The organism is Curtobacterium sp. AC272 (genome assembly GCF_979258155.1).
The window spans coordinates 2,391,249-2,403,798 of sequence record NZ_OZ409838.1; the positions used below are offsets into that span (position 1 = coordinate 2,391,249).

Annotated in this window: 13 protein-coding genes and 1 pseudogene; 8 read left to right on the forward strand and 6 right to left on the reverse strand. The window is 71.8% G+C overall.

The window, feature by feature from the left end; translation table 11 throughout:
- The first annotated feature begins 109 nt into the window (after positions 1-109).
- Genes ACZZ0J_RS12185 through ACZZ0J_RS12195 form a run of 3 tightly spaced genes read left to right on the forward strand, consistent with a single transcriptional unit; the run spans position 110 to position 4,232 of the window.
- The gene (locus ACZZ0J_RS12185) at positions 110-691 is read left to right on the forward strand and encodes a PadR family transcriptional regulator (RefSeq protein WP_463437147.1); all 582 of its coding nucleotides are present in this window, start codon (positions 110-112) and stop codon (positions 689-691) included.
- The gene (locus ACZZ0J_RS12190) at positions 688-1,416 is read left to right on the forward strand and encodes an ABC transporter ATP-binding protein (RefSeq protein WP_463437148.1); all 729 of its coding nucleotides are present in this window, start codon (positions 688-690) and stop codon (positions 1,414-1,416) included. The genes ACZZ0J_RS12185 and ACZZ0J_RS12190 overlap by 4 nt, the downstream gene beginning before the upstream one ends.
- A complete protein-coding gene (locus ACZZ0J_RS12195) occupies positions 1,413-4,232 on the forward strand; it encodes an ABC transporter permease (RefSeq protein ID WP_463437149.1) in 2,820 nt (939 codons plus the stop codon). Before ACZZ0J_RS12190 ends, ACZZ0J_RS12195 begins: the two co-directional genes overlap by 4 nt.
- Before the next feature lie 46 nt (positions 4,233-4,278).
- Here ACZZ0J_RS12195 and ACZZ0J_RS12200 read toward each other — a convergent pair whose 3' ends face one another.
- Positions 4,279-4,716 (reverse strand): hypothetical protein, encoded by a 438-nt coding sequence (locus tag ACZZ0J_RS12200; RefSeq protein WP_463437150.1) that lies wholly within the window; start codon positions 4,714-4,716, stop codon positions 4,279-4,281.
- A gap of 106 nt (positions 4,717-4,822) precedes the next feature.
- Entirely contained in the window at positions 4,823-5,146 is a 324-nt protein-coding gene (locus tag ACZZ0J_RS12205) for a DUF952 domain-containing protein (RefSeq protein ID WP_463437151.1), read from the reverse strand.
- A gap of 53 nt (positions 5,147-5,199) precedes the next feature.
- Between ACZZ0J_RS12205 and ACZZ0J_RS12210 the strand changes: the two genes are divergently transcribed.
- Entirely contained in the window at positions 5,200-5,742 is a 543-nt protein-coding gene (locus tag ACZZ0J_RS12210) for a TetR/AcrR family transcriptional regulator (RefSeq protein WP_463437152.1), read from the forward strand.
- 199 nt (positions 5,743-5,941) lie between these two features.
- On the opposite strand, the gene ACZZ0J_RS12215 is transcribed toward ACZZ0J_RS12210, so the two are convergent.
- Together ACZZ0J_RS12215 and ACZZ0J_RS12220 are read right to left on the reverse strand one after the other, a co-directional pair.
- On the reverse strand, positions 5,942-6,613 hold the full coding sequence (locus ACZZ0J_RS12215; protein ID WP_111083610.1) for an SDR family NAD(P)-dependent oxidoreductase: 672 nt from the start codon (positions 6,611-6,613) through the stop codon (positions 5,942-5,944).
- Positions 6,610-7,007, reverse strand: a pseudogene (locus ACZZ0J_RS12220) ((R)-mandelonitrile lyase). Before ACZZ0J_RS12220 ends, ACZZ0J_RS12215 begins: the two are co-directional and overlap by 4 nt.
- Before the next feature lie 109 nt (positions 7,008-7,116).
- Between ACZZ0J_RS12220 and ACZZ0J_RS12225 the strand changes: the two are divergent.
- Complete coding sequence (locus ACZZ0J_RS12225; protein WP_463437153.1) at positions 7,117-8,280, forward strand: PQQ-dependent sugar dehydrogenase; 1,164 nt, start codon at positions 7,117-7,119, stop codon at positions 8,278-8,280.
- Between the two features lie 63 nt (positions 8,281-8,343).
- Positions 8,344-9,222, forward strand: coding sequence for a helix-turn-helix transcriptional regulator (locus ACZZ0J_RS12230; protein WP_131845138.1), 879 nt, complete (start codon positions 8,344-8,346; stop codon positions 9,220-9,222).
- A gap of 78 nt (positions 9,223-9,300) precedes the next feature.
- On the opposite strand, the gene ACZZ0J_RS12235 is transcribed toward ACZZ0J_RS12230, so the two are convergent.
- The gene (locus ACZZ0J_RS12235) at positions 9,301-10,185 is read right to left on the reverse strand and encodes an aldo/keto reductase (RefSeq protein ID WP_131920877.1); all 885 of its coding nucleotides are present in this window, start codon (positions 10,183-10,185) and stop codon (positions 9,301-9,303) included.
- Between the two features lie 86 nt (positions 10,186-10,271).
- On the opposite strand from ACZZ0J_RS12235, the gene ACZZ0J_RS12240 reads away from it, so the two are divergent.
- Both ACZZ0J_RS12240 and ACZZ0J_RS12245 read left to right on the forward strand, forming a co-directional pair.
- A complete protein-coding gene (locus tag ACZZ0J_RS12240) occupies positions 10,272-11,144 on the forward strand; it encodes a helix-turn-helix domain-containing protein (RefSeq protein WP_463437154.1) in 873 nt (290 codons plus the stop codon).
- Positions 11,141-11,344 (forward strand): hypothetical protein, encoded by a 204-nt coding sequence (locus ACZZ0J_RS12245; RefSeq protein WP_463437155.1) that lies wholly within the window; start codon positions 11,141-11,143, stop codon positions 11,342-11,344. The genes ACZZ0J_RS12240 and ACZZ0J_RS12245 overlap by 4 nt, the downstream gene beginning before the upstream one ends.
- Positions 11,345-11,424: 80 nt before the next feature.
- Here ACZZ0J_RS12245 and ACZZ0J_RS12250 read toward each other — a convergent pair whose 3' ends face one another.
- Positions 11,425-12,441 (reverse strand): aldo/keto reductase, encoded by a 1,017-nt coding sequence (locus ACZZ0J_RS12250; RefSeq protein ID WP_248704170.1) that lies wholly within the window; start codon positions 12,439-12,441, stop codon positions 11,425-11,427.
- Positions 12,442-12,550 lie beyond the last annotated feature (109 nt).

Here is a 12,550-nt window from a genome sequence, read left to right on the forward strand (position 1 = left end):
CCGTGCCTCCCGTCCGTCTCCCGCGCTCTCCACCACCGCGCTTGCGCATGCATACGCGGTATGGGCATACTCGGTATGTCCATGGTGGACGAGAGACGGGGAAAGTGTCATGAGCGTACGGATGGGCGTACTCGCGCTGCTGGTGGGGGACCCGGGTACGGGTACCAGCTCCGGGGAGTTCGAGCACCGCACCGGCGGGAGCTGGCCGCTGAACATCGGCCAGGTCTACACGACGCTCGACCGCCTGGAACGCGACGGCCTCGTGGCCCGCGGCGACACCGATGACGACGGCCACGTGGTCTACACGGTGACCGACGCGGGTCGCGGGGAGGTGGCGCGCTGGTTCAGCGAGCCGGTGCCCGCCAAGCGTGGTCGTGACGAACTCGCGATCAAGTTCGCGCTCGCCGTGACGGTGCCCGGCGTCGACGTCGCGCGCCTGGTGCAGGTGCAGCGCGGTGCCGCGATCCGGAACCTGCAGGACCTGACCCGGCTCAAGCGCACGACCGATCCCGCAACGGACCTGGCGTGGTCGCTCGTGCTCGAGTCGATGGTGTTCCAGGCCGAGGCCGAGGTGCGGTGGCTCGACCACGTGGAGTCGACCGTGGCGCGGTACCGGCCGGAAGAGCACTCGGCGGCCGACGCTGGCTCCTCGTCCCCGACCGCCGCCGACACCGCGCGGAGTGCACGGTGAGCGCCGCACCGCTCCTGCAGCTCGACGCCGTCAGCGTGCACTACGGCTCCGGCGCGAAGGCCGTCACGGCGCTGGCTGGCATCGACCTGGCCGTCCAGCGCGGCGAGATGGTCGCCGTCATGGGGACCTCGGGCTCCGGCAAGTCGACGCTGCTCGCCTGCGCCGGCACCCTGCTGCCGCCGACGAGCGGCGAAGTGCTGATCGACGGCGAGTTCGTGTCCGACCGGCCCGCCAAGGAACTCGCAGCCCTCCGCCGTCGCCTCATCGGGTTCGTGTTCCAGGACTTCAACCTGATCCCCTCGCTCACCGCGGTCGAGAACGTGGCGCTGCCGCTCGAGCTCGACGGCTGGAAGGCCTCGCAGGCCCGCCGCGCCGCGGAACTGGCACTCGACAACGTCGAACTCGCACACCGCGCCGACGCCTACCCCGACGACCTGTCCGGTGGGCAGCAGCAGCGCGTCGCGATCGCCAGGGGCGTCGTCGGCGAACGTCGGCTCGTGCTGGCGGACGAACCGACCGGCGCCCTCGACTCGCAGACCGGCGAGGTCGTGCTCCGCATGCTCCGGCGGCACGTCGATGCCGGAGCCGGCGCACTGCTCGTCACCCACGACGCACGACACGCTGCCTGGGCGGACCGGATCGTCTTCCTGCGCGACGGTCGCGTGGTCGACGAGACCGTGTACTCGGGCGTGGAGCTCACCCTGTCGGACCGGACCGCGTCGTGAGCCGGCGTCGGCGTCTCGGTACCGGCCGGAGGCCGTTCGCCCTCCGACCGGCGCTCCGTCTGGGGCGTCGGCTGGCCTTCGCGAAGGCCGGACGAGCAGCGCTGATCATCGCGCTCATCGGCATCCCCACCGCCGGGTTCGCGGCAGTGGCGGTCGTCGTGCAGTCGACGCAGCCCACGACCGCGGAGTCGCTGGACTACGACCTCGGCAAGGCAGCCGCGCAGATGCGGGTCTCCGGCCCGGACCTGCCCGGCATGCGGCAGGACCCGGTGCAGTGGCAGTTCACCGACGCGAAGCGGAACAGCCGGGTCACGAAGGCCGACGAGGACGCGCCGTTCGCGAACGTGCTCGCCCACGTGCCGGACGGTGCACTGTCGATCCCGGTCGGCGGCACACCCGTCGTGGTGCAGGGTCCGCGGGGCCCGGTGGGTCTGGCCGCGGTGGAGGGCAGCGTCTGGGACCCGTCGCTCGAGGGCCACTGGCGCGTCCTCGACGGTTCGGCGCCGACCGCGCGCAACCAACTCATGGTCACGCCCGCGACCCTCGACCGGCTCGGCGCACACATCGGTGACACCGTCGACCTCACCGATCCCGTCACGAAGCGGTTCACGATCACCGGGACGATGCGCGACCTCGGTTCGGCGCCCAGCGAGCAGGGGGTGTTCCTGCCGTGGGGGACGACCCTGTCGACGACGGACACCACCGACGACGTCGGCCTGACCGACGTCACCGTCTACTTGCCGTCGGACGCCCCGACCTGGTCGGAGATCCGGCAGCTCAACGCGCACGGCATCGTCGTGCAGTCCCGCCCGGTCGTGCTCGACCTGCCGGACGCCCGCCTGCCCGGCGGCCAGGTGAACTCGTCGCTCGGGTGGTACCTCGGCGCGATGGCACTGCTCGGGGTCTTCGCGATGTTCGAGGTCGCCCTGCTCGCCGGGGCCGCGTTCCTGGTCGGCACCCGGGCGGACACCCGTTCGTACGCGATCGTCACGAGCGTCGGCGGGGACAAGCGGTTCGTCCGGACGATCGTCGCCGGGTCCGGCCTCGTGCTCGGGTCCATCGGCGCCGTCCTCGGCGTCGCGGTGGGCACCGGGATCGGCGTCGCGGTGTTCCGCCTGATCGACAACGGCGACGTCGTGTCGTTCCCCGGCCTGCACGTGCCCCCGCTCCTGCTGCTCGTGGTCGCGGCCGCCGGCGTCCTGGCCGGACTGGTCTCCGCACTCGTCGCCGCTCGGGCCGCCACCCGCATCAACGTGCTCGCGGCGCTGCGGGGTTCGCTCCGACCCGCGCCCGTCGACCGTCCCGCTCGTCGTCGGCGGCGCATCTGGGGGCCGGTGCTCATCATCACCGGTGCCGTGATGACGCTGGCCTGCGGCGCCGGGGTGCTCATGCTCAACGACCGCCGGGTGCAGGACGACCACTGGGCCTGGGTGGTCGGTGCCGGGGTCGCGCTCGGGCCGTGCCTGATGCAGCTCGGCATCGCGATCTGCTCGCCGTGGCTCCTCGCCCTGGTGTCCCGGATGTCCGCACGCCTGGGCCTGTCGGCTCGGTTGGCCGCCCGCGATGCCCGGCGCAACCCGGTCCGGACGGTGCCGGTGCTCGCCAGTGTGATGAGCGTCGTGTTCGTCGCGTCGGTCGTGATCACGTGGAGTGCATCGAGCCACGCGCAGTACGTCCGCGGGTACGAGTACACGACGGCGGTCGGGGTCGCGACGTCCGAGGTGCAGCTGTCCAGCAAGGACGGTGCCGCCAGCGGGCACGACGCGGCGTTGACGGCGCACGCGGCGAAGGTCGTGGCGCGGGTGCTCGACCACGACCGGATCCGGGTGCTCGGCGTGGCCGAGGGCTGGGCGGGCGACACCCCGTCGTCCGTGACGATGCCGCACCGGTGGACGGACTTCGACTGCGACGGCTACGACTCCACGTCGTGCTCGTACTACCTCGACACCGCTGACGCGACCGTCCCGCACATCTGGACCGGCACCGTCGACGACTACGCCGTGCTCACCGGCCACCGCCCCTCGGCCGCGGTCCGGGACGCGCTCGAGGGCGGCGAGGCCGTGTCGCTCTGGCCGGAGTACGCCCACGACGGCGCGGTCCGCATCGACACGTTCCACGACCGCACGTGGGAGAGCCCGACGATCACGACGACGACGAAGCCGGACGCCAGCGTGTCGATCCCGGCCGTGCTCGACGTGCAGTCGCCGCGGATCCAGGTCGGCGTCTTCATGACGAAGGCGACCGCTGCGCACTACGGGGTGCGCGCCGTCGACGGCATGCTCGTCACGACGCTGCCCGGGGACATCGCGCCCGAGCAGTGGGACGAGCTGAGCTCCGCCTGGCAGAGCTTCGGCGGCGCGGACCGAGCCCGGTGGGACGGCCCGCAGTTCGCGTACGAGGCCGGGCCGGTCGACAACGGCGCACTGATCCGGGCGATCGTGCTCGCGCTGGCCGCGGCGGTGACGATCGGTGCGACGGCGGTGGCCATCGGGCTCGCGCGGTCCGACGGGCGCCGCGACGACGAGGTGCTCGACGCGATCGGTGCCGCACCACGACTGCGACGGCGGGTGTCGACCTGGCAGGCAGCGATCCTGGCCTCGGTGGGCGCGGTGATCGGCACTCTGCTGGGGCTGCTGCCGATGCGGGCACTCACCCTGCGGTTCACGGAACCAGCTGTCGGGTCGAACCACATGCCGTTCGTGCCGGACTGGTCGATGCTGGCCCTGCTCGCGATCGGTCTGCCGCTGCTGGTGACGGCCGGGGCATGGCTCACCGCGCACGGCCGACGCCGGGTGGCGGTGCGCCGGGCGCACTGAGGTGTGGGGCGGCGCTGCACGCGGCGCCGTCCCGGTGCAGTCCCGGTCAGGTGCCGGGCTGCACCACCATGAGCACGGCCACGACGACCCACACCACGTTGAACAGGCCGACCAGGGCAGCGAGCTTCCGCGGCGAGCGCTCGGTCCCGTTGCCGCGCAGGACCTCGCGCTGCTCCGGCAGGACCCCGAGCGCGAGGATCCCCGCAGCCACCGCGGTCAGACCGATCGAGACGAGCAGCCAGGCCTCGTCGAGCGCCCCGACCTCGAACGCCAGGGCCGTGCCGAAGGTCGGAACCGCGAGCGAGATGATCGAGTACACGTGACAGATCCGGTGCAGGACCCTGGCGACCGCTCTGGCCCCCTGGTCGCCCGGACCGGCGACGAGCGCGCGGGCCGGCTTCGGGAACATGCTCCCGGCGACCGCGACGGGACCGAGGGTGAGCAGCGCCGCCACGACGTGCACGGTGAGGAGGACGCTGGACATCGCTCCCAGCCTAGGACGCGGTACTTCGTGAGCAGAAATGGTCGGGTCGCCGTCGGCGGACTCGACCATTTCTGCTCACGAAGTGGTCGCCGTTCGTCCGTGCCGCTCACCGCGGGGCGATGGGCGCCTCGGCCAGCACGACGTCGTCGTCCATCGGGATCGGACCCCGCACCCGCGGGAGTCCGTCGACCCACTCGACCATCACCCCCGCAGCTGCGAGCCCCTCGACGCTCAGGTCGATGCGGAGCAGGGGCAACGCGAGGTCGCCGTACCGCTCGGCGACGACCTCGGACACCCGGTCGGGCGTGGTGGCGCGGACGTACCCGCCCGGCTCGAGCGGCACCCCGCGAGTGGACACCTCGTACTCGCCGAACCCGCGGCTCATCTCCCAGTCGTCGGCGATCGCCACGTGACAGACCACATCGGTCATGGACCCTCCTCGGTAATGAAACGGGAGCGTATCATTACCGCTAGGATGGGTCCGTGAACAAGCGTGGACGTCCGACCACTGACGAGCGGATCGCCCGGGACGAGCGGATCCTCGACGTCGCGACCGACCTGTTCCTGGAGCACGGGTTCGCGGGCGTCGCACTCGACCGCGTCGCCGCCGAGGCCGGGGTCACGAAGCGCACGCTCTACACGGCGTTCGGCGACAAGCCCGCGATCCTCCGAGCGGTCGTCCGGCGGCAGCACCCGTACGCCGACCAGCCCGCCGCGGACCTCGTGTCCACGGCCACGGCGATCGGCAGCGCGTTGCTCTCGGACCGTGCGGTCGCCCTGCACCGACTCGTCGTCGCGGAGTCGACGCGGTCGCCCGAGCTCGCCCGCGAGTTCCACGAGGCCGGCCCGCTCGCCGCCCAGCAGGCCCTGGTCCGTGCCGGAGCGACTCCGGACACCGCCGCCGAGCTCTTCACCCTGCTGCTCGGGGAACTCCACCGCCAGCGCCTGCTCGGCCTGGCTGCGGCCCCGACGGCGGCGGCGGTCGCCGCACGCGCCGCGCGTGCCGTCGCGCTGCTCTCGACCTGACCCCAGGGCGGACGGGAGGCCCGTGGCGGCGTCGCCACCCTCCTCGCAAGCTCGGTCGGCGCGGGCCGCGCAACGCTTCGCGTCGCCGTTGAACGGTCCGCGCCCGTCCGCCACATGGTGAGCAGAAATGGTCGGGTGGCCGCCGCGGACCCGACCATTCCTGCTCACGAAGCGGCGAGCGGCGCGGCGCGAACCGCGCTCAAGCGGGGTCGGGCAGCGCCTCCGCGTACGTGCGGAACTCGCCGCGCTCCGAGTGGATCGCCCACAGACGATCCGCGATGGACTCGCCGGAGTGCTCCGGCTGCCCGTCGTCGATGCCGAACGGGATGATGAGCTGACCGACGTGGACCTGCTCGTCGCGCACGGCGTCGTGCAGGAGCTGGGCGTAGGCACTCTCGGCCGCGAAGGCGACCGAGGTGCCGGTGACCCGGGCGCCGGGACGCACCGCACTGCCGCCGTTCACGAACAGGATCGTGCCGTGGCCGATCGCGCGCATGCCGGGCAACACCTGGCGGACCGCGTTGACCGAACCGTAGACCGAGAACTCGATCGGGCCGACCAGGTCGTCCGCGGTGGTCTCGAGCACCGGACGCATGTACTCCTTGGCGGGGAGCGGGCTGTACTGCAGCACCTCGATGGGGCCGAGCTGCTCGGTCGCACGCTCGAGGGCGCTGCGGAGCGAATCGCCGTCACGGACGTTCGCGGCGAACCCGGCGGCCGTGATGCCCTGCTCGCGCAGCGACGCGGCGAGGCCGTCCAGGCGGTCCTGGTTGCGGGAGACGAGGGCGATCGAGAAGCCCTCACGGCCGAAGCGTTCGGCGACGGCGAGACCGAGGCCCTTGCCGGCCCCGATGATGGCGATGGTGGTCATGCGGAGTACTCCTCGTCGGTGACGTGCTCGAGCCAGGTGGTGGTGGTCGCCGGGTCGTCGGCGAGGTCGAGCATCGCGAGGTGCTCCATGTAATCCGTCGGGGTCGCACCGTGCCAGTGCTCCTCACCCGCAGGCGTGTAGACGGTCTGGCCCGGCTGGACCTCGATCACGCCGCCGTCACGGGTACCCATGCGCGCGACACCCTCGGTGACGTGCAGGGTCTGGCCGTTGGCGTGCGAGTGCCAGGCGGTGCGGGCGCCGGGCAGGAACCGGACCTTCGCGACGGTCATCGACTGGCCGGCTTCCTCGGGCTGGCGATGGCGTCGAGGTACACGTCGCCGGTGAACTGCGCGGCCGGGTTCTTGACGGTCGGCTGCTTCGGTTGGATCTCCATGGCCCCGACGGTAGGCCGATGTGCGCACCGGAGGGAGGTGCCGGTCGTACCCCTCAGCCGTTTCCCGAACACGGCGTGTGTGATCGACGGACGATCCGGGAGGACCACCGTGGACAGCAGCGAACACCCGACCCAGCAGCCGAGCCCGACCCGCACCCGACGCGCCTGGTCCGCAGCGGGCATCGCCGCCGTGGCCGCCCTCGCCCTGAGCGGCTGCGCGGATGCCGCGCCGGACGACGACCGCGGCTCGTCGGCGAGCACCCGTGCCACCGCCCCCGCCGACCTGCCCACCGGACAGGTCGCGCTCGACGGCGACACCAGTGACGTGGTCACCGGGCTCGAGGCACCGTGGTCGGTCGTCCGCACCGGCGACGACGGCGACGCCCTGGTCAGCGAACGCGACTCCGCGAAGGTCCTCGAGCTGCTGGACGACGGCTCCACGCGCGAGGTGGGCACCGTCGACGGCGTCAGCCACGGCGGCGAGGGCGGGCTGCTCGGGTTGGCCCTGCACGACGACGACCTGTTCGTGTACTCGACGGCCGACGACGGCAACCGGATCCAGCGGTTCGAACTGACGGGCAGCGCCGGGTCGTGGGGGCTCGGCGACGCCACGACGATCATCGACGGGCTGCCGTCGAACACGTTCCACGACGGCGGCCGCATCGCGTTCGGCCCCGACGACATGCTCTACGCCAGCGTCGGGGACGCCGGCACGAGCAGTGACGCGCAGGACGAGGACTCGCTCGCGGGCAAGATCCTGCGGCTCACCCCGGACGGCGACGTGCCGGACGACAACCCGTTCGACGGGTCACCCGTCTGGAGCCTCGGGCACCGCAACGTACAGGGCTTGGGATGGTCCTCCGACGGCACGATGTTCGCGTCGGAGTTCGGCGAGAACACCCTCGACGAGCTGAACGTGATCGAGGCGGGCGAGGACTACGGCTGGCCCGAGGTCGAGGGCGAGGGCGGCGAGGACCAGGGCTTCGTCGACCCGGTGCAGCAGTGGTCGACGGACGAGGCGTCCCCGAGTGGCCTGACGGTCGTCGACGACACCGTGTTCGTGGCCAACCTGCGCGGCGAGGTGCTCCGGGCGATCCCGGCGGACGACCCGGGGACGTCGACCGAGTACTTCCCGGGCGACTTCGGCCGGATCCGGACCGTGCTCGAGGGGCCGTCGGACACCCTCTGGTTCGTCACGAACAACACCGACGGCCGTGGTGACCCCGCAGCGGGGGACGATCGCATCGTCTCGGTCCCGCTCACGCGGCCGTGACGACCCCACAGGGGTTCCGGCAGCCCCTCGCTCGCACGCTGCCCAGCCGGTTACCGTGACGGCATGAACCACCGCGACGAAGCCCGCGACTTCCTGTCCAGCCGCCGCGCCCGCATCACCCCCGAGCAGGCCGGGGTCGAGACGTTCGGAACCCGCCGTCGGGTCACCGGGCTCCGGCGCGAAGAGGTCGCACGGCTGGCAGGCGTCAGCATCGACTACTACACGCGGCTGGAGCGGGGGAACCTGCAGGGCGTCTCGGACAGCGTGCTCGAGGCCGTCGCCGGCGCACTGCAGCTCGACGCCGCCGAGCTCGAGCACCTGCGCGACCTGTCCCGGCACCAGAACGCGACACCGCGGCGCGCGGGCAAGGTGGTGCCGGTGGCCGCCGTCCGCCCGGAGCTGCAGTACCTGCTCGACGTCATCACCGATGCGCCGGCGATGATCATCAACAACCGGCAGGACATCGTCGCCGCCAACGCGCTCGGCTACGCGATGCACTCGGACCTGGTCGCGGCACCGGCCCGGCCGATGAACTTCTCGCGCTTCATCTTCCTCGACCCGCAGGCCCGGAACTTCTACCAGGACTGGCAGCGGGCGGCGCACACGAACGTCGCGATCCTGCGGCGCGAGGCCGGGCGTACACCGAACGACCGTGACCTCGCAGCCCTCATCGGCGAACTGTCGATGCGGAGCGACGACTTCCGCGCCCTCTGGGCCGCGCACGACGTCCGCCGCCACTACGCCGGCGTGAAGTCCTTCCGGCACGCTGTCGTCGGTCCGCTCGAACTGCACTTCCAGACGCTCGAACTCGCCGAGGACCCCGGGCTCGCGCTCACGATCTACCCGGCGACCCCGGGCAGCCCGACCGCTGACGCGCTCCGTCTGCTCGCATCGTGGGCGGCGACGGAGGGCATCGCGGAGCGGGCGCGCCAGCTCACCTGACGCGGTGGTCGCGACCATTCCAGGGCCGGGAGGCACGGGGCGCGACCGCACCGCGCCTCCCGGCCGCCCGTGGTCGCGTCAGGCCTCCGGGATCACCCGCTCGAAGCGGCTGGTGTCCGCACCGTCGGGGTCCGGGCCGTTCCGGCGGCCCGTGTCGAGCGCGTCCAGGGCCCTGAGGTCGTCGTCGGACAGCACGAAGTCGAAGACGTCGAAGTTCTCCGCGATCCGTCCGGGGTTCGTCGACTTCGGGATCGCGTTCCGCCCCTGCTGCACGTGCCAGCGGAGCATCACCTGCGCCGGCGTCTTGCCGTGCGTCTGGGCGATGGTCCGGATCGTCGGGTCGTCCATCACGCTGACCCGCTCGTCACCCCAGCCCGGGTAGAAGGTGATCCCGCCGATGGGGGACCACGCCTGGTCGAGGACCCCGTGCTCCGCGTCGGCGCGCTGCACGTCGGGCTGCGTGAAGTACGGGTGCAGCTCGACCTGGTTGAGCGCCGGGATGACGTCGGTCGCGTCGAGCAGCGACTGCAGGTGGTGCGGCATGAAGTTGCTCACGCCGATCGCTCCGACCCGACCGTCGGCGTACAGCGTCTCGAGCGCCTTGTACGCCTGCACCGTCCGTTCGAAGCGGTCCGGCGCGGGCTGGTGCAGGATCAGTACGTCGACGCGGTCGAACCCGAGCTTGCCGGTGGCCTTCTCGAACGCGTGCAGGGTCTCGTCGTAGCCGTAGTCGGAGACCCAGATCTTCGTCTCGACCACGATCTCGTCGCGGTCGACACCGGAGGCGCGGATGCCCTCGCCGACCTCGCGCTCGTTGCCGTACGCGGCGGCCGTGTCGATGTGGCGGTACCCGGTCTCCAGTGCCGTGCGGACCGCGTCCACGGTCTCGTCGGGTGCGCTCTGGAACACGCCGAAGCCGATCGCGGGGATCTCGAGTCCGTTGTTGAGGGTGAGTGTGTCCATGCGCACGACGCTAGGCCGGTGCCCCTGACCCTGACGGGTACCAGCAACCCCTTCTTCCCCGCGCGGCACGGTCCTACCGTGGACGCATGGACACCAGAAGCGAAGTGCGCGACTTCCTCCGCACCCGCCGCGAGCGCGTCACGCCGCAGCAGGTCGGGCTGCCCGACTTCGGTGGCGCCCGACGGGTCAAGGGTCTCCGCCGCGAGGAGCTCGCGCTCATCGCCGGCATGAGCGTCGACTACTACATCCGCCTCGAGCGCGGGAACCTCACCGGCGTCTCGGAGAGCGTGCTCGAGTCGCTGTCGCGCGCGTTGCGCCTCGACGACGCCGAGCACGCGCACCTGTTCGACCTGGCCCGCGTGCAGAACGCCTCGGCGACCACGCGGCGGAAGCCCCCGACGTCGAAGGTCCGACCGAACGTGCAGCGCATGCTCGACGGCATGACCATGCCCGCGTGGGTGCGCAACGGCCGCTCGGACTTCCTGGCCGGCAACGCCCTGGCACGTGCGTTGTACTCGCCGCTGTTCCTCGACCCCGCCGGCACCCCGAACACCGCCCGCTTCGCGTTCCTCGACCCACGCGGTCAAGAGTTCTGGCGCGACTGGGACGTCGTCGCGAGCGACATGGTGGCCGTGCTCCGTGCCGAGGCCGCCCGGTCACCGTACGACAAGGGACTGACCGACCTGATCGGCGAGCTCTCCACCCGCAGCGAGGAGTTCCGGCAGCGCTGGGCAGCGCACGGCGTCATGCGGCACCTGAACGGCTCGAAGCGGGTGCACCACCCCGAGGTCGGCGACCTCGACCTGACGTACGAGACGATGGAGCTCGCGACCGACACCGGTCTGACGCTCATCGCCTACGGCACCGAGCCGGGCTCACCGTCCGAGGAACGCCTGCAGCTGCTCGCGAACCTCGTCGCCACGACGGCCGTGGCCGTCCCGGAACCGGAGGACGCATGAGCGAGACCAAGTCCGTCCCGACGACCGCAGCCGCTGCACCGCTCGGGTTCCTCGGCCGGTTGCGGTTCCGCTGGCGCGCGGAGCAGGAGATCCACGACCTGACCCGCGACCGTGCGCTCGAGGAGCGCGTGCGTGCCGAGGCCGCCGTGCGCCTTGCGCCCGGCCCGTGGCACCTCGGCGAGCTGTTCCGACGTCGCTGACGTCGTGCGCGTGCCCAGATGACGGACGGGAGGCCCGTGGCCAGCTGGCCACGGGCCTCCCGTCCGTCAGTCGGTCGCGTTCACCGGCGACGTGCGGCGGGCACCAGGGTGTGCTGCCCGTAGCTGTTGTCGTCGGGGTTGATCGTGACGCCCGGTGCGACGAGCTCGTCGATGCGGTCCAGGACCTCGTCGCTGAGCACGCGGTCGGCGGCGGGGAGCTGCGACTCGAGCTGCTCCATGGTGCGCGGGCCGATGATCGCGCTCGTGACGCCGGGGTGCCGGATCACCCACGCCAACGACATCTCGATGAGGGACATGTCCTGCGACTCGGCCAGGAGTGCGAGTTCCTCGACGATGTCGAGCTTCCGCTGGTTCGCGGGCGTCGACATGTCGAACCGGGCCGCGGGGCGGTGCTTCGCCGTCGGGGTGCCGGGAGCGTCCTTGCGCCAGCGGCCACTGAGCCAGCCGCCGCCGAGCGGGCTGTAGACGAGGGTGCCCATGCCGTAGCGCTGCGTGGTCGGCAGGACGTCCTCCTCGATGCCGCGCACCAGGATCGAGTACGGCGGCTGCTCGGTGCGGAAGCGCTCGAGCCCACGACGCTCCGAGGTCCACTGGGCCTCGACGATCTCGGCGCCCGAGTACGACGACGATCCGATGTTCCGGACCTTGCCCTGGCGGACCAGGTCGGTCAGTGCGCCCAGGGTCTCCTCGACGTCCGTCGTCGGGGACGGACGGTGCACCTGGTACAGGTCGATGTGGTCGGTGCCGAGGCGGCGCAGGGAGTTCTCGACCTCCTGCACGATCCAGCGGCGTGAGCCTCCGGAGCGGTTCGGGCCCTCGCCCATCGGCATGAAGAACTTCGTGGCGAGCACGACGTCGTCACGGCGGTCCTTGATGGCCTTGCCGACGATCTCCTCGGAGACGCCGTCCGAGTAGGCGTCGGCGGTGTCGACGAAGTTGATGCCCGCGTCGAGGGCGCGGTGGATGATCCGGATCGAGTCGTCGACGTCGGCGTTCGCCCACGGACCGAACATCATGGTGCCCAGAGCGAGTGGGCTCACCTCGACGCCGGTGCGTCCGAGCTGGCGGTACTCCATGGTTTCCTCTCCGTGCCCGCGGGTCTCGCCGGGCACGGCTGCCACGCTAGGCCGGTCGCCCACGGCGAAAGGGGAGGCCCGTACCTCCCTCGGTCGGCGGGGCGGTCGT

Bases quoted from the DNA above. Each gene is read 5' to 3' on its own strand.
- ACZZ0J_RS12185 (WP_463437147.1), top strand. From the start codon at position 110: ATGAGCGTACGGATGGGCGTACTCGCGCTGCTGGTGGGGGACCCGGGT.
- ACZZ0J_RS12200 (WP_463437150.1), bottom strand. From the start codon at position 4,716: ATGTCCAGCGTCCTCCTCACCGTGCACGTCGTGGCGGCGCTGCTCACC.
- ACZZ0J_RS12205 (WP_463437151.1), bottom strand. From the start codon at position 5,146: ATGACCGATGTGGTCTGTCACGTGGCGATCGCCGACGACTGGGAGATG.
- ACZZ0J_RS12215 (WP_111083610.1), bottom strand. From the start codon at position 6,613: ATGACCACCATCGCCATCATCGGGGCCGGCAAGGGCCTCGGTCTCGCC.
- ACZZ0J_RS12230 (WP_131845138.1), top strand. From the start codon at position 8,344: ATGAACCACCGCGACGAAGCCCGCGACTTCCTGTCCAGCCGCCGCGCC.
- ACZZ0J_RS12235 (WP_131920877.1), bottom strand. From the start codon at position 10,185: ATGGACACACTCACCCTCAACAACGGACTCGAGATCCCCGCGATCGGC.
- ACZZ0J_RS12240 (WP_463437154.1), top strand. From the start codon at position 10,272: ATGGACACCAGAAGCGAAGTGCGCGACTTCCTCCGCACCCGCCGCGAG.
- ACZZ0J_RS12245 (WP_463437155.1), top strand. From the start codon at position 11,141: ATGAGCGAGACCAAGTCCGTCCCGACGACCGCAGCCGCTGCACCGCTC.
- ACZZ0J_RS12250 (WP_248704170.1), bottom strand. From the start codon at position 12,441: ATGGAGTACCGCCAGCTCGGACGCACCGGCGTCGAGGTGAGCCCACTC.